This window comes from Butyricimonas sp. BSD2780061689_150309_C8, from assembly GCF_015560935.1.
In the GTDB taxonomy this organism is placed as follows: domain Bacteria; phylum Bacteroidota; class Bacteroidia; order Bacteroidales; family Marinifilaceae; genus Butyricimonas; species Butyricimonas paravirosa.
Genome location: NZ_JADMSV010000018.1, coordinates 23032 through 41194, shown reverse-complemented (window position 1 = coordinate 41194; position 18163 = coordinate 23032). Strand labels below are relative to the sequence as shown.

The following is an 18163-nucleotide window of genomic DNA, read 5'->3' as shown; positions in this document are numbered from 1 at the left end:
ATTCTACCAACTCTTAAAACCGAGTCTCAATCCAAACGTGAACACGGGCATTGGTTTCAAACTTCCAAGAGGATAATCTGGATCCATCTTCCCGTTAGCACTCCAAATTAGCCCCAAATTACTTGCTTGTGCGTAAATATTCACCCGACTGAACACCCCTTGTTTTGCTAACAGGTTTTCCGGTAGATCATACCCCAAGAACACTTCATTCAAGCGAATATGATCACCTTTCACGAAACCACTCTTAAAATACATCGCTGCCCCTATCGTGGCCAAATATGTCTCTCCACTCCGGAAGGCATCCACATTACTATCCGTGTAAAGCGGCAACTCGGAATAAGACATCTGATTGGCGTATCCTTCGTCATATACCTCCAAAGCCTTGTCCAAGCGTTTAGAATAGGCCGCCGAGTTTCTACTAGCAGGTGAAAAACTGTCAGAAGAAGTCGTATTGACATAATAACCAAACTGCCCCGTGATCATGAAAGAGAGTGTCAATCCTTTCCAGCTAAACTGGTTACTAAAACTCAATGAACTCGTCGGGGCCAACGTTCCCAAATAATAAGCCCAATTACTATCATTAAACGACTCTCCTTCCCGAGGTATCACGTAATCCATCGAATGCGAAAAATTATAATCCATGATGGTCTCTCGTGTACCGTCTTTTCCTTCCAACAACACGTAACCTTCCGGCGTATACCCCACCGCTTTCAGCACTCCCACAGAACCGATCGGGTGTCCTACCACGTATGCAGGTCCCACCGGCATATAAGGCCCCGTGTAACCGAATTTTTTCAACTCATTGTGATTATAGGAATAATTCAACATCCCGCTCCAAATCAAATTTCCCGCTACCGGAAGATCCGAACCGATAGAAAACTCGATTCCCCTGTTCAATATCTCTGCATTATTCAACAACATGGATGTCTCTCCCTGTGAAATCACCGGCACCGTCGTGTTCGCCAATACATCGTACGAAAACTTGTTATAAAACTCTATGCTACCGCTCAACTTATGCCCGAAAAACGCCACGTCCGCCCCGATATTCAGCGTCCTCGACTTTTCCCATGTCAACGTGTTGTTTCCGCGTGCAGCGATCGTATTAAAAGACTCGTTACCAGAATAAACCAAGCTACCCGGATATACAGCCACCGTCGTCACGCTGGACGTTCCCTGTTTACCGGCTGCCACACCCGCAATACCATATGATACCCGCAACTTCAACTGATCCACCCAAGAGACCTCTTGCATGAAACGCTCGTTCGAAATCAACCAACTAGCTCCCATCGACCAAAACGGAGAGAATTTATCACGCACGTCTTCCGCTTGAAAATTGGATGCATCCGTACGGAAACTGGCAGTCACCGAATAACGATCGTCATAAGTGTATGATGCATTCGCATACACCGAGAAAAAGCGATCCTCCAATGTTGACAGACTTCCCAATTTCTCGAAAGGCATATACTCGGATACCCCGAAAATATTATTCCGTTTCGTCACGTAATCCAACTCTGTCAACACGGAATTAGTGTATTTGTTATACCCGTAGCGTGTCACTTTCGGATCCGCCTCCGTCGTGGCGGAAATAACCTCCGTCCCCACCAAGGCATTGAACATATGTTTATCTTTTATCATCGTATAGTCCACCTGCCCGCGCAAATTATAAGCCTCATACGTGTGTCCCTCGTTCGAAAACACACCCCCGGTCGGGAAATAAGAAACGTACCTCCCGGACTCTAATGGCTCGGCATACGTGTTATACAAATTTCTCACGTAAAATGATTCCGGCTCGTAAGACACGTGCTTGGTATATCTTCGCTGTTCATATTGTCCCTTGGCACTCACGTTCAATCCCCAATTTGTCCGGTATTCAAAACCTCCCTGTATCCTGTAATTCATCGTTTTCGAATAGTTATCCGTGTATTTCCGGTCGGCTACAGGATTGTACGTCCAGTCCGTCGGAGTCTTTCCTGCATAATATTCCCCCGACATCAACAAAGGCTCATATACCGTCTGAGAGGTTGCCACGTGTACGAAATTTCCCTCGTCATCCGTCAGTCTCGTCCACGGACTAAGCCACCCCCGCATACTTTCAATGCTCGTCCCATTGTTCTCATCCCGATCAAACATAGTACTCACCGCAAATTCGAACGTCAAGTTCTTCGTCAACCGGGTATTACTCGCCAAGTTCAACAACATACGTCGCTTGCCATTTTCTTGCAAGTAACTATCTTCATCATCATAAGAAGCCGAGAACGCGTAATCCAACTTCTCTGAACCTCCCCGCAACGACACGTTATATTGCTGACGCATCATCCGCTGGAACATATACTCGTTCAAATCATCTTTCCACACTTCCCGGTTTCCTAATTCGATAAGTTCCTGTTTTTTAGCCTCATAATCTCCCGCGGAGAGATTCTTTTTATTATCCCGTTCGTACAGCATACCGAATGGAGCCGACATATATCGCCTCCGGGAGGAAAGTTTCGTGTAAGGATCATTACTTGCAAGATTAATCGGATTATATTTATGCATCAATTCCTCGAAACGGAATTGATTCTCCGCTGAAGCCATATTGAACAAATAGTCCAAATCTGTCCGTGAACTCACAGACCAGTACGCATCTGCCGCAATCTCCAACTTTCTCCCCGTTCGTCCCTTTTTCGTAGTGATCACGATCACCCCGTTGGCAGCACGTGCACCGTAGATAGAAGTTGCCGCCGCATCTTTCAACACCGTCACCGATTCTACATCATTCGGGTTAATCGTTGAAAACGGGTCGCTATCAAGCCTATAGCCACTGATCGGGAACCCGTCCACCACGATCAACGGATCATTGTCCGGCTTAAAATTGGCATTTCCCATAGAGACTTGAGATATGGTGCCCTGCCCCCGAATAGCAAACCGCACCTGCCCATCCACGGGGGCGCTGACAACTGTTAATCCCGGTACCAACCCAACCAACGCTTGCGCAAGATTGGACGTCGGTTTCTTCCTTAACGTCTCCTCATCCACGATCGAATAAGCTCCTGTTGCCCGCTCCTTGGCAATCGTCTGGTATCCCGTCACCACCACATCTGCCAATGCCTCTCTATCCTCTTCCAGCACAACTTCAATAAATTCCTTATCGGTCACCGGAATCTCCTGCTTTTTCATTCCCACGAAAGAAAACACCAACATATGCTTTCCCTCCTTCGGTAACATAATATTAAAAGCTCCGGCTGTATCCGCAACAACTCCTAACGCCGTACCTTTCAATATCACGGTTGCTCCCGGCAGAGGCATCCCATTCTCATCAACGACTCGCCCTTTCAATATTCTTTCCTCTTTCACATCCTGTTTCACCGGAGTACCCTTCCATATAATAATTGTCTTTTCCTCGATTGCAAACTTCAATCCCGTCCCTTTCAGACATACTGTCAAAATATTCTCAACAGGTTCATTCTTAAAAAAGACATCCACACATTCCATTCCCGCAATATCCGCATCGCTATACACGAAACTGAATTCCGTGTTCCGCTTGATCTCCCCGATAACTTGTTTGATCGTAGCCTTCTCCAAGTTCATGCTCAACCGTACCTGCTGGGAATAAACCCCGGCATGCACTTGCAGCGCAAACAAAACCGATAAAATAAACGTCGCTTTCATCATTAAAATAAGCTTCATTACTTTTCTATGCCTGTCCATGCAGGCATAAAGATTTTTTTTCATAACTTTGTAATTAAGATTCTACAATAATTCAATTCCTGTTTGCAGCAGGATTGAACGAGTTTGACAAGGAGCAGTGTTTGCAGCACGGCTCTTTGTTTATTTCACAATAATCATGTTTTTATTCACTTCAAACTTCACTTTCCCGGTTCGTTCGATAAATTTCAGCACGTGAGCAATATCCTCATGTTTCTTGATGTTCAACGAGTAAGGAATTTCTTTCAACTCCTTGTTCGTATAAAACACATCGAACGAATACCAGCGGCCCAATTCCTCCAAAATAAATTCCAAGGGCTTGTTATCAAATACCAAACGGCCATCTTTCCAACCAACATATTGTTCAACATCAACCTCGGCCACGGTTAACCGGTCATTTTCTCGATTAAAGTCAGCTTGCTGCCCGGGATTCAACTCCACTTGTTGCCCGTCAGCCTCCACGTTCACCCGTCCCTGTACCAAAGTCGTCAACACATTCACCTCCCTCGTGTAGGCCCGTACCCCGAACGAAGTTCCCAACACCCGAATCGCCACCTGCTGCGCCTCGACAATAAAAGGCTGTTTCTCGTTACGTTGCACGTCAAAATATCCCTCTCCCGTCAAGTACACTTTCCGCTTCTTTCCCCTGAATTGTTTCGGGAATCTCAATTCCGATTCGGCATTCAGATAAACCGTTGTTCCGTCAGCTAACACCAAAGTATATTCTCCCCCGCGAGGAACACGCAGTGTATGATATATCTCGCAGGAATCTTGTAGCCCACCGGAAACAACCTCCGTGTAATTCAACGTATCACCGCTATTTCTCACGCCCTCTTCCAAAGCCCTGTTCATTTCCCGATCCAACATCACTTTCGTACCGTCAGGCAACACCAATTCTGCCATGGATGCTCCGGGAACAATCCGTGAAGAAGTTTTCTCCGACTTCACTTCCCGAGTACTATCCCACGAAAGATACACGATCCCACCTACCAACAAAGGCAAAATAAACATGGCTGCATAACGCATCCACAACATTTTCCGAGAAGATCGTTTCTTCCGTACTGTCCGGCTTAAAATCCGGTTCCATTCCAGTTCTTGCTGTTCCGGGGTCTTCACGAAACGACGAATCCCGCTCTCCAATCGTTCCATGGAAACCACGTTACGGAACAACTCTTCATGTTCCGCTCGCTCGTCTCTCCAACGCTCTAGCTCGTCCATTTCCCCCTCGCTTAACTCTCCTTTCACGTAACGGACGACCAATTGTTTTATCCGGTCATTATTCTGAATCTCCATATTCTGATATTCATTTTATACTAAAGCACGCAAACTTTCATTTGGTGTAATACAAAAAACAATTATTTTTTATTCGAATCAAAATATTTTTCTAATCATACCCTATTTCAAGGGTTAAGTAACCCTTTTCACAAGGTTATAATACCCCATCGCCCTTCTATCTCCCTTTCATCACCCTTTCATCGCCGTTCTGGAAGGACGAGGAAAGGTTAAAGAATAGGTCTTGTAACGTCCGTTAAGTAGTTAAACCTTAGTATTACAGTAGTAAAACCCTAGTATTAGTAAGTATTCAGGAAATCCAGACTAGTAGAGAAAGAACGTTTTTCAACCGTTCCCTCATATAATGATTGGCATTATTCTTATGCTTTTTGACCGTGTTGACCGAGATATTCAACGTTTGCGCAATCTCCTCATGACTTTTCCCGTCGAGGCTCATCTGGTAAACTTCTTTACATGCCGGGGATAATTCGTTGAAGACATCCGATAGGATTTGAAATATCTCCGATTCCAGAATCCGATCCAGAAATGACTCGGAATCCTCCCCCTCTGTTACCACCCGCCTAGCATATTTATCCTCCACCTGCTGATGGCGCATCAAATTGAGACAGTCATTCCGGACGGCTTTATACAAATAAGCCTTCACGGCATATTCCCCCCGGAAATCAGCTCTCTTCTCCCATAAATCGACAAAAGCATCCTGCACGACATCATCAATCATCGTGTCCTCGTTCAAGTACTTTGCGGCAAAATAACGTAATGCGACCGCAAACTTGTCATACAAGACACGGAAAGCCTTCTCGTCCCCTTGAGAAAAATCAATGATAATATCTAGCTCTTTATCACCCAAATTGATATTATTTAAAACTACTCGATCTAACTTTTATCCTTCCCAACCGTTTACAAAGATAAAACTTTTATTTCAGAACGAGATATAAAAATAGAGAGACCCGGCAATAAACCTTTTCTCTCCCGTTTTGTCTTAAATGTAAATGCATTTTTAAAACGCATGAAATTTATCGACCACTTAAAATTCTAAATTCCATGCCATTACAAACGTTAATAAAACAAAGTATGAAAACAGTAACCCTAATTATCTCGTCGCTTTTTCTTTTCATGGCATTAGGAGTAAGCGCACAACAACACGGCCCACAACATCGCGGGCAAAGAGGTCACATGAACCCCGAAGAAATGGTAAAGAAACAGGTTGAACAAATGAAAACCGAGTTGAAACTCAACGAGCAACAAGAAAAACAGGTGAAAGATTTGTTTACCGAAAACCTCAAGAAGAGAGAGGAACTCATGAAAAAATATCAAGGACAACGAGATTCCGTGATGGTCAACATGAAAAAGATGGAAGACCAGCAAAACCTTTCCCTAAAGAAAATCTTGACAGAAGAGCAATATAAAACTTATTTGACTAATCTGGAAAAGAGAAAACAAGAAATGGAAAAACGCCGGAAAGAGATGATGGATAAACGTGGCGGACAAAGAGGCGGCCACGGCGACCCTGCTACTGTAAATGAAGACCACGAATGTAAAGGTTGCGGCGGTTGTGACAAACACAAGTAATCCCATATATTGATCAAATCATAAAGCCGAACCATTTTCTCGTTAGCAGAAATGATTCGGCTTTATTTATGAATAAAAATCTTCTATTCCCCCAATTTCTGCACCAAAACCTTCTGTACTTCTTCCGGTTTCGGATTCACGGCAAGAATCGTCCCGTCCCGATCGACCAGAAAGACCCCGCCCCCGGCATTTCCCAACATATAACGGGTCCACAATTTCTGCCCATCATCCAGCTCGACCAGTTGCAACCAAGGGTATTTATCCTGAACAATAGCCTGCTTCATCCGCTCGGTATTCTTGAATTCCCTAGCAACACCGACAATCTCGAAACCTTTATCCTTATACTTCTCGTAAATCGGGATCATCATTTTCGCCTTTGCCCGGCAAGGCATACACCATGAGGCCCATAAATCAATGATCGCAATTTTCCCATTGATCACCTCCGAAACATTTACCACACGCCCCTCCAAATCCGGAGCCTCAAATTCCACATAATGCCCGCCCGGTTTCACGGAATGAAAACCGTCGATTAACATCTTTCCCAAACAGGTATATTTACTGGATGCGAATTTTTCTGCCAACACGTGATAAGCATTTTCCAATTCATCGTCCAACTCCGCCTGATACACCTGACGCCGTTGTAATTCATCCACCACAAGGAAATAGTACAACTCATCCCATTGCCCCGCACAGAATTTATGCATAAAAGAAAAACGTTTCCAGCCGATCTCCTGTTGTTGCAGTTCTTGATATTTCCGGTATCTATCATTAAAAATTCCTCCCCGTATCTCGTAGCTCTTATCGACATTCACCGTGATATGCAATTTCCCGTTCTCGACGATAAACGGGACGGTATACCACACTCTCGGATTCTTAGTTACAAAGATCAATTTGTAACCCTCCACGTGCGGTAATTCCAGCACGTATTTAAAACGTCCATTCTCTACCGGAACGTACGTCCCGTGGTAACGGGAATCCACCGTGGCATCCACTAAAAGAACCTCCTTTGCCTCCATACCGATCAACTCGCCACGAATCACGCAACGCACCTTTTTCTCCCCCGCGATAGCCAGATTTCCCACGAACAAAAGCAATATCAGGCATTTCAAATAATTCGTCATATCTTCTCATTTACAAGTAAAAAAGGAGTCGCAAGCGACTCCTCGAAACTACATTCATCACTATTTTATAACCGGAAATCCTTCCTGCTCCCGATCCAAACGATACAAATGATAAAAATTACCGTTTCCGGATTCATAAGTTACATTCATCACCTCTCCCTTACCATTATCACTTTTAACAAGGAAACCATATTCATCCAACGCGTAAGAAGTCGTTTCTCCATTCAAGTTCAACGATAATGTTCGGGTATCACTATAATTTTTTTCCAACGAGTAACCATCACCCTTTACCGAAACCAAATTGTTACCTGAATACGTGTAAATCCGATCTTCCATCAAAACCCAACTTTCCTCACTCTGGTTATTCACCGTGTAAATGCGATTCGTCACGATCTTCCCCCCGTGATATTCATACTCGCATTTATAAAGTTCACGAGACACGTAATCTTTCGCATTTCCCGGGCTATACTTATCAACAAACAAACGAACATTCAACACGCTTCCTTTCTCGTCGTACTCGTATATATAAGTTTCAACCCGTTCCAAAGGATAATCATTATTAAAATCCTCACCCACCCCAAAATCTTTTTTCGGTGTAAAATAAGAGATTTTCTGTCTGGTAACTACACTCTCTTCATCAAGCGTAAGTGCTACTTCGTAAATAGTTTTCGCAACCAACGGGATACTATCTTCTAACGAATAATTTCCCGCTCCATATTTCCGGGCTAACTCTTGATCCAAATCAGCGATGGCATTCGCATCAATCTTGTACACGTAATCATCCAGAGAATATGTCATCACACCCTGTTCCTTCGTGATCACAAGTTCTCCTTTCTGGCGTCCGTTCTTATCGAATCGCTCTATGGTCGAGATCTTATCATTCTCATACGCCAATTTTAGCGTGTAATCCCCCCAATGCTCATTATGCCCCGTGATCTCTTTGACACGAACCGGGTTAACAACTTGCTTGCCCACTTTGACATCATCGTCATCATTACAAGAAACCCAGACAACAGCAAATAACAACAGACATCCTATATTTCTTAACATCAATTTCATAACCAATATATTTTAATAACCACTCGTATTATTATAAGTCACGCTCGTAATCCGTCCAAAACCCTCGTATCTTCCATGAACGTCACGATTGGGTTCCAACGTTCCACTCCTCAATTGTGTAATAGGGATCGTGATCACTTTACCCTCTCCTGTTGACTCCTTGTAAGTCGTTATCACCAACAATCTATTTTGCGCACTCTGAGTAGAAATTCCGGTAGAAGAACCAGAATTTGACACGTTCATTCGGGAATACTCTTCACGCCACAATCTCATCGAAGTAATATCACCATCCCTTTCTTTATCCACTGCATAACGAGGCTCTGCCACAACTTCACCTGCATTTCCCAACGAGAATGTATAAATCTGATCTTTGGTTGCATAATAAAAATCAGGAGATACCGGAGATGAGGCAAAGCCGACAGCCTCGCTTATACCAGGACAATGAGATAAATCAAACTTCCCAACCCCAACTTTTTCATTAAAACCGTAAGAGTCGTATTTCATCATTCCCAACCATCTTTCATTTCCTTGTTCAGCCTTGAAAACCGTCAACAATTGAGAATTTTCACCCTCTCCCATCCATATCGCATCGTATGCACCAATATTATTCACGTCAAAAGCTGCACTTGAACTCTGTTTCGGGAATTGTTGGAAGGAATCATACCAACTGCTCACAACCAATATTCGTTGATTTTTTTTATCAAAAACATAAGGGAATTCATTATAATATGAACCACAGACTCCCATCATCGTGACATAATAATCCCGTTCATCAAAATCCGGTGGTAAAAGATAAAAATCATACGTCAAATTTCCCCAGTTGGTTGTTCTCCGATAAACATGACCATCTAAATTTAATAATTCCAATCCTTTATAATTCCACAAAAGAATCCCTTTAGGCACAAATTCAGATTCATCTATCGGGAAAACAAATATATCATTGTTTTTTTCCTTATCGACCAACTCATAAGGATCTACCCGATAAACATTCTCCGCTGTAACGAAGGTCAAAGTACGACAATCACCGGATCTAATCAATGAAGACATTCCTGTTACAACTCCATCCAACAAATGTTGATTCACGGAAGAATAGACATTTCTGAAAATACGGGTATCCTTATCCGTGAAATTACGCGTGGAAAAGTTCATCGACATGATCAAGGAAATATCCGAATTTTGCCCGTCACGCGTGTCTGCCACGAACAATCCCGTTCCTAAGGATGCCTGCACGGAAACTGAAATTCGGGCAAATTCCTGAATCCCGGTTGTTTTATCTGTCACGGTCAAAATCAAATTATACGCTTTACTATCCGGAACCACGGAAATCGGCTCGCTAAACGTCATCTTGTGTGACAACACTGTTTCCGGATACTTGTCTCCCTGTATTTTCCACTCGTATGTCAAGTTTTCATCTTTTACCCCATTTTTATAAATGATTGGGCTAATCTTCAACGTGTCGAATTGAAAAACATTCACCGAAGTCGATGCATCTCCAAAGTCGATCACAATGGGCTTCACAACTTCGAAATCAGTGGACGACTTGTCATCATAACAAGAAGTCGCCACGACCGTCATGAATAATAAGAAGAATATGGATAATTTTTTCATTATTTCTTTCTTTATCGCATTAAACATCATCAATTAAGGCATCACGACTTCATCCCCCTCATACTTGCCATCCTCATGTCGCAAGGGTTCTCCGGGATGTTCCCGATTATATTTATACAATGCAGCTCTCACTTGTGCCACCGCAGCATCCAACTCCGTGTAAGTCCACTCAACCATTCCCTCTGGCACCTCAATATCAAAAGGAATTAACGGCAAGTCTAGCACTCCTAAAATGAAACGATACCAACTAACAGAAAAATTACCGAAATACCAAGAAAGATAGCTCCAATTGGATGGTTGTGTTAATTGATCAGTTACAGACAAAGAAAAATAACGTCTATCGAAACCAGCTAAGGGAAAATCCTCATTGGGCACCAACTTCACGTGAACGATAAAAGTGCTATCACTCATATCCTTCGTGCGATGGAGTTCAACTGCCGCAGAACCTTCAAACTTACCGGCAGGCACTATTCCCTCCAACAATTGGTATTGCTCCGGACGTGCAGTATTCACGTAGTTCGTATCACCTTCAACGACAGCAATCATGACTTTCCGGTCATAATTCACAGAATCACCCGTTGTCACCACCCGGATGTTTTGCACGTAAACATCTCCACCCAAATTGGTTACAAAACTATACTCGCTCTCTGCCTTTCCATAAAAATACACGCCGGCTGCTTGCTCGTACATCAATGTTTTTTCCTGTTCGCAAGCAGACAAAAGACCTAAAAACAGAGCGCCCATCAGCCATCCGCTAATAATTCTCTTTATATTTTTCATATTCGTTCTTTTTATTTCTTGTAATCTTCCATTCCGCCTAAATCCACATCCCACGTGGGTAACGGTACTACGTAAACAGCATCAGTTGCGGCTTTTGTCGCATAAGGAATTTTCTCGAATCCCAAGCGTTTGTAATAGTAAAACAATTGTCCCTCGTTGATAAACTCACGTTGATATTCCTTCGTGATCTCATTCTGCACGAAAGCCACAGTTAAGTCGTTACCTAAAACAGACATTCCTCTTTTCTCGCGAACGATATTCAATCTATCGATAGCCAACAAACGGTCTGCATCCTTTCCGGTAGCCAGCAAGCACTCTGCCGCAATATAATACATCTCTGATTTCCGAATCAAAGGCATGGTACTACCGTATTTGTATTTTTCTACTTCCCAAAATTTCACAAAAGCCCATCCGTCATAATGCTCGTTTCCAGTTTGGTCATACCAACGAGCCAAACGATAGTCCGTGGACTCGAATAAACCGGTGGCTCTAGCCTTTGTATGGTATAACAAATCGGCATTCTCATTCGGATCATTCGCCCTCGGATTCATATAGTACTGCATATTCTCGAATAGCTTGGTAATATCCAACGCGAACACATGCTCGGTAGTAAAGGTCAAATCCCGATCTGCCGGATCGTAAGCATCAATCACGTAAGAACTAATCCAAGAGGTTTCACCACCTTCTTTCACAAATAACTCGGCCAATGGTAATGCCTCGGTTTTGTTGCCCATCCACATATACACACGGGCCAATGTACAAACAGCAGCCCAATAATTAAAACGCTTGTGCCGATTCTCGAAAAATTTATCCTCATTCGGTAAATCATAATCATCCGGTTTAGGAGTCAATCCAAACGGATCATTATCATTCAAGAGTTCCATGGACTCCTGTAAATCAGCAATGACTTTCTCCAACGCTTCCCCCACTGTCAATTGCTTTTGTAACTCCCGAGAATATTCCTTCATGTAAGGTAAACACAAACGCTCCAAATTTTCAGGACGTTTGTCCAAATCTCCCCATCCGAACAAACGTAACAAATCAAAATGCAAGAATGCCCGCAATCCTAAAGCCTCTCCTTTTATGACAGCGTACATGGCTGGGGAAAACATCTCTTTTTTCTTCTCCAGATTTTCCAATAAAAAATTCACGTTGGCAATAATATTGTAACTTTTACTCCAAATTCCATTGGATGAAGTTGTTGTTGCCGAATAATTATAACGAGTCGCATTATACCAGGCAGAAGACTCTCCCCCCTTCACATCAGTTTGTTGCGCTAAGGCATCCACGAATCCCCAAGTAGCCTCTCGCCCATATAAATCCTGATCACTCATCAAAAGGTAAATCCCGGTCAAGGCATCTTTAAAACCACTCACGGATTGAAACATCACATCGGCCTTAACCTCCGACTTCGGATCTACATCCAACCAATCTTCACATGACGTCATTGTTCCTAAAAGTAACAAAACGCATAATATATTACATAATCTCTTCATAATCATTAAATTTAAAATGTAGCTTGTATAGCGAAATTAAATGACCGAGCAAAAGGGTAGGAAGTACCTCGTTCTGTCTTGATAGAAGACAGCATAAACACATCATTCATATAAAACTCTACCCGCAAGCGCTCCATGGAAAGTTTCTTGATAAAATCGTATTTCCAGAAGTCATAACCGATTCTTAACGAAGAAAGACTAAACTCGTTACGATCCTGCACGAAACGGGAAGTCGGTTGAGTTTTCTCATCCTTATACTCGCGCTCTTCTTCCACCCATCGATTAGGTAATGTCTTGTATGGCTTTATGTCTCCCGGATTTCTCCATCTTCCAGCATACAAACGTTTATCCACGTTCCCTGTAAGTGAGGCATTTTCCACTTTATCCACCAAAGTTTGATTGTACATCTGAGCCCCGTATTGGAAACGGAAAGTGGCATTCAGCTCTATTCCTTTATAGCTGAACATGAATCCAGCCGTTCCTTGGAAATCCGGCATTTCATCACCACAAACGACTTGATCTGCTACTCGATACGTGTAAGTCCGGTTACCATTTTTATCCAAATAAATTTCCTGACCGTTTGATGGATCAATTCCTAAAGACCGAACAGCCCAAATTGCATCTAGTGAAACACCATCATAATATTTCTGAACCGGCTTATTATTATTCAATACATCTGAAACGACTTCATTCTGTTTTGCATTGAAGTTCTTCATGGCAGAGGACACGCCCGTCACTCTATTTTTATTACGTGATATGGCCGTCGTGATCGTGAAATAGCCTCTCTCTTTAGGCATATTCCAAGGTGTAACACTCAAACGAATATCGAATCCCTTGTTTTCCACATCACCTATATTCTCTTTCACGGTTTCAAATCCGGTATAAGTCGGGATGTCAAAATCCAACAAGTTATTTTTCGTTTTGCCGATATAATAATCAAACTTTACCCCCAATACTCGTCCTAAATTAAAATCTACCCCAATATTGTAATCAAATTTCTCTTGCCATTTCAGATCATCGTTACGCATTCCTTTCAACATGGCGCCCAAAAATCCACCGTAAACCCTCTGCAAATCGTACTCGTAAGTCGCCAAAGACTCATAAGCATCCGCACTCTGAGAACCGGTATATCCCAAAGATCCCCGTAATTTCAATTGTTGAATCTTAGAATCCTTTAACCAAGCCTCGTTATGAATATTCCATCCCAATCCGACACTCCAGAATGATCCCCAACGGTTATTCTTTCCATACTGGCTGGAGGCACTCGTCCGGTAAGAACCATCTACTAAAAAACGATCGTCAAAAGCATAGTTCGCTGCAAACAAGATACCCATATCCCGAATCGTTGATTCACGTCCTGTCGGGATGGCATCTTTTGCATACTGACGGGCAAAAATAATATCGTTCATCCGATCATGCGGAAAACCTTCTGCCTTGTAAATAATTTCCTCGAAGAAAGCTTCAGACAAAGTATACCCCACATTGGCAAACACGTAATGTTTTTCCCCGAATTGCTTAGAGTACTGCATATTTACGTCACCACTCAATCGTTTTTCTTCTCCCTCATTAATCTGGTAACTTCCTTTACGGAAAAATTCATCATCTTTATAAGACCTGAACTTTAAATGATTAGCCGGATAAAATTCATCTGCACGTACTCGTTTTTCTGTAATTCCAAAACGTCCCGTTACTTTCCATCCCATCACGATCATCCATTCCACGCTCAAGTTATTCGTCACATCAATATATTTCGATTGTAACTTCGTGTTCAAAGAGGCATTATACAATGGATTCGCCACAAAATTATCCGCCCCCGGAATAATGTTAGCATTTTGTACCAACTGGCCCTTTTCATCATAAGGAGAAAGGTAAGGATTGACGGCTGCATACTCGCTAAATGCTCCATAAGGAGAATCATTGGCCACGTTAGAAGTAATCGTGAGATTATCTCTAAAATTCAATCCTTTATACCGATAAGAGATCGACACGCTTCCCTCGTAATTGGTTCTGTCAGATCCCTTCATCGTACCTTGTACATTATTATAATTAAATCCGACAACCAGATTCAAACGTTCATTACCCATCTCAAACGAAAGCCCATGTTTCGTACCGACACCATTACGCAAAGGCTTGGATAACCAATCCGTATCAATCCCGGAAACCACTGCTGCTAATTTCTGATTATACTCTTTTTGCAAATTATAATAGGTATCCGGATTTTTATCATAAAACATATTTGCATCTTTCTCCAACTCTAACTTTTGAGCTGCATTCGTTAAATTGTAAGAAGAAAGATCTGGAGCCTGAATTTCCAGACTACCATTATACGAAATACGCAGAGAGGCATCCGTATTCTTAATTGTCTCAATAACAATCACCCCGTTAGCAGCTTTAGACCCATAAATGGCTTTTGCCGAAGCATCCTTTAAAATGGTCAATGATTCAACCCTATTCATATCTAAATCCGCAATTTTTTGGATAGAGGCTTCAAAACCATCCAAGATAAATAAAGGTGCATTCGGGTCATTAGCATAACTTCCTTTCAAGTCTATATCATCCGAATTAACATCAAAGGCCGTCTTTCCTCGCAATGCCATTGTCGGCATTTTATTCGGGTCCGATCCATATTCCAAGTTATCAAAAATCATCAATGACGGGTCCAGATTTTTCAAACTGGCAAACACGTTTGAATTACTTACCTTTTTCAAATCTTCTCCCTTCATGGTCAAAGCCGAACCGGTAAAACTTCCCGCTTTTCGTTGAAAGATACCATTCACAACGACCTCTTCCACTTCTGTCACGTCCTCTTCCAAAATAACCAAAAGCGGTTTATCATCCGTAACTTTAATCTCTTTCGTCTTCATTCCCACAAAAGAAAATTGCAAAGTAATTTCCTTATTACCAGGCAAAGTCAGCCGGAATCTTCCTGCCGTATCCGTCACAACTCCCCCCGTAGTTCCTTTTATCAAAACAGTTACTCCCGGAAGTGGCATTTTATCCTTATCCGTCACCTTCCCCTCAATCTTTCTCCCCTTATCATCTTCCGGAGCCGTTTTTACGTTATCCTTGGCGATTACCAAGAAATCTTCTACCAGCTTACAATGTAAACCACTTCCTTTTAAAGCCTCGTTCAAAGCCTCCACGGCATTCACATTCCGTAAAGTCACGGTAACCCGTTTTACAGTCTTCAACAGTGTATTGTTATACACCACCACGTAACCGGATTGAGCCTCGACCGCCTTGATAACCTCCTCGATCGCGGCATCCTTGAACAGGATACTCACCTTTTGCTGCGTGTAACTATTTTCAGCATGTAACTGAAATAGCGTCACAAAAATCATTAATAGCTGCAATCGCATAACTTTCCAAAATTTGCATGTCACTTTCCCGCACCGGGATGTGCCATCTTTTGATTTTTTTTTCATAGATTTGTGTACCATTAATTATTAATTCTCTCTTGCCGGAGAGATTTAGTTAAATAGAAAAGGGGAAGAGGACCAATTCTTCCTCTTTTATTTTTTATATATCAAGATTGTTCCATCACTCTGTATATCAAATTTTAATGATTGTGTACTCGCCAACAATTCTAACATAAAATCAATTGATTTACTTCGTAGTGCAGCCCCGGAAAAACACACGTCTCGCAAGGATTCATCAGCAAATTTAAAATTCACATCATACCAGCGTCCCAACTTCTGAACGATCTCGGATAAGGGCGTGTTGTAAAAATAAAATGTACCGTATCGCCACGAGGTGAAGTATTTTAAATCAACGGTCTCCACGGTCACTTTACCCGAAACAATATCATAAGAGGCACACTCGCCCACGTCAACGGCTGCCACCCCATGCTCTGTTCTTAAATTGATCTTACCACTTTCCAACACGGCCCTGCATTGTCCTTCTCCCGGGTAACAAGATGCGTTAAAAGAGGTTCCCGTGACCTCGATTGTCGCCCCCTCCATGATGACGTTAAAATGCCTTGCCTCATCCTTTGTCACCTCGAAATAAGCCTCTCCGCTTAAACGTACATCCCGGCTATACTTGCCAAATGCAAGCGGGTACTCCAAGCGGGTTTCTGAATTCAACCATACTTTTGTCCCGTCAGATAACACCAACATATACTCGCCTCCCCTCGGAACCTCGATTCGATTGTATGCTAACTCTTTTGGTTGAGTAGTATTCCCTGTCACACCACTATAATTCAAGGCGTTTATATCCTTTGATAACGTAATTTCCTGTCCTGAATGTTTATCCACGATAACCGAATCAATGGTCCGGTTCAAATCAATCACTTGACCATCTGAAAGGTAAAGAATCGCCTTAGGTCCTCCCGGTAGGATCTGTTTAGCCACAGATACAGGAAGCACCTCCCTCACTTGATGTTTAAACTTGAGAAAATAAAATAACGTGCCACCTAACAACAATGGTAAAAGAAATACTGCCGCATATTTCAGAAGTCGAGAATACCCCAATGATCTCTGCCTTGTTCTTTTCAGAATATTCTCCAAAGCATTTTCCTTGTGCAAGGAATCAATCCCCTTCAAAAAGTTTCCCATCCCTGCAATTCCCTTTATATCCTCGTACATCTGTTCATTTTCGGGAGTCTCATTACGCCACTCCTGTAACTTCATCAGCTCTTCCGATGAACACTCGTTCCGCAAGGCCCTCCATACAATTTCTTCCCAATTTTGGTTCATATAAAATCTAAATAAATGATCAATTATTGAGAAAGAAACGTGGGAAAAAAGACTTTTTTACAATGAACTGATTACGAGAGAAAAAAGAGATTTCAATTGTTGAATAATAGCTGTTAATACAGCTAAATTCTAACTATTATTAAAGGATCGTTTATTAATACAACGAAAAAAACGAAAAATGGGTGAAAAGAATTAGTAAGAAAATACAAAAAAAGTAAGAAATAACTCGAAATCCTCTCTGTTCAAATTTTCCCTTAACAACTTCAAAGCCCTCGCTAGTTGGGTCTTAACGGTATTAACAGAGACTTGCATTTCCTCTGCCACGTCCTTGTATTTTTTTTCATTGAAACAGATCGCAACAAGCACTTGCTGACATTTAACAGGCAAATTTTTAACGGCTTTCATCAACAAATCAATCTTGGAATCATCTTCTGATTCCGGCTGAAAATAATAGACCAATTGATCTGTCATTACTTCCACATCCACAACGCTTTTGGGTCTCTCCCGGACACGATCCACACACATATTTCGTGTCATCCGATACAATAAAGGCCGGGCATTTTCCGTGGTCAAACGATCTCGATACATTTCCCAAAAACGTACAAACGCCTCCTGTACTATATCCTCCGCCTCCAAAAAATCCTCGGTAAACTTTACGGCATACAAACACAGGGCCTCGTAATTCTTATCGAAAACCATCGTGAAAGTCCTTTCTTTATCCTGTTCAACAAAAGCCATAACTTTATACTTTTACACACATTACCCGTGTAAAAGTATAAAATGATTTTCAAAAACCAAATAAATTATATTATCACACTAAAATATGAATCTTATTCCTAAATAGATCGAATCACAC

The 18163-nt window shown here is 42.2% G+C and carries 12 protein-coding genes; 1 reads left to right on the top strand and 11 read right to left on the bottom strand.

What is annotated here, in order from left to right; translation table 11 throughout:
- Positions 1–3: 3 nt before the first annotated feature.
- From I2I33_RS13560 to I2I33_RS13550, 3 genes are all read right to left on the bottom strand, one after another.
- On the bottom strand, positions 4–3711 hold the full coding sequence (locus tag I2I33_RS13560; protein ID WP_087421208.1) for a SusC/RagA family TonB-linked outer membrane protein: 3708 nt from the start codon (positions 3709–3711) through the stop codon (positions 4–6).
- Between the two features lie 96 nt (positions 3712–3807).
- On the bottom strand, positions 3808–4977 hold the full coding sequence (locus tag I2I33_RS13555) for a FecR family protein (protein ID WP_087421207.1): 1170 nt from the start codon (positions 4975–4977) through the stop codon (positions 3808–3810).
- Positions 4978–5266: 289 nt separating this feature from the next.
- Positions 5267–5824, bottom strand: coding sequence for an RNA polymerase sigma-70 factor (locus tag I2I33_RS13550; RefSeq protein WP_087421206.1), 558 nt, complete (start codon positions 5822–5824; stop codon positions 5267–5269).
- A gap of 224 nt (positions 5825–6048) precedes the next feature.
- Between I2I33_RS13550 and I2I33_RS13545 the strand changes: the two genes are divergently transcribed.
- Complete coding sequence (locus tag I2I33_RS13545) at positions 6049–6546, top strand: hypothetical protein (RefSeq protein ID WP_140402589.1); 498 nt, start codon at positions 6049–6051, stop codon at positions 6544–6546.
- A gap of 83 nt (positions 6547–6629) precedes the next feature.
- Here I2I33_RS13545 and I2I33_RS13540 read toward each other — a convergent pair whose 3' ends face one another.
- From I2I33_RS13540 to I2I33_RS13505, 8 genes are all read right to left on the bottom strand, one after another.
- Complete coding sequence (locus I2I33_RS13540; RefSeq protein WP_087421204.1) at positions 6630–7667, bottom strand: TlpA disulfide reductase family protein; 1038 nt, start codon at positions 7665–7667, stop codon at positions 6630–6632.
- Positions 7668–7727: 60 nt separating this feature from the next.
- Positions 7728–8726 (bottom strand): hypothetical protein, encoded by a 999-nt coding sequence (locus tag I2I33_RS13535; RefSeq protein ID WP_087421203.1) that lies wholly within the window; start codon positions 8724–8726, stop codon positions 7728–7730.
- Positions 8727–8738: 12 nt separating this feature from the next.
- Positions 8739–10334 carry a PKD-like family lipoprotein gene (locus I2I33_RS13530; RefSeq protein WP_162613784.1) on the bottom strand — a complete coding sequence of 532 codons (1596 nt, stop codon included), beginning with the start codon at positions 10332–10334 and terminating at the stop codon, positions 8739–8741.
- Between the two features lie 33 nt (positions 10335–10367).
- Entirely contained in the window at positions 10368–11114 is a 747-nt protein-coding gene (locus I2I33_RS13525) for a DUF4843 domain-containing protein (protein ID WP_087421201.1), read from the bottom strand.
- Positions 11115–11125: 11 nt separating this feature from the next.
- Positions 11126–12610 carry a RagB/SusD family nutrient uptake outer membrane protein gene (locus I2I33_RS13520; protein ID WP_162613783.1) on the bottom strand — a complete coding sequence of 495 codons (1485 nt, stop codon included), beginning with the start codon at positions 12608–12610 and terminating at the stop codon, positions 11126–11128.
- 11 nt (positions 12611–12621) lie between these two features.
- A complete protein-coding gene (locus tag I2I33_RS13515; protein WP_162613782.1) occupies positions 12622–16035 on the bottom strand; it encodes a SusC/RagA family TonB-linked outer membrane protein in 3414 nt (1137 codons plus the stop codon).
- Between the two features lie 87 nt (positions 16036–16122).
- Positions 16123–17307, bottom strand: a complete 1185-nt coding sequence (locus I2I33_RS13510; protein ID WP_087421198.1) for a FecR family protein — start codon at positions 17305–17307, stop codon at positions 16123–16125.
- Positions 17308–17499: 192 nt separating this feature from the next.
- Entirely contained in the window at positions 17500–18045 is a 546-nt protein-coding gene (locus tag I2I33_RS13505; RefSeq protein ID WP_087421197.1) for an RNA polymerase sigma factor, read from the bottom strand.
- Positions 18046–18163 lie beyond the last annotated feature (118 nt).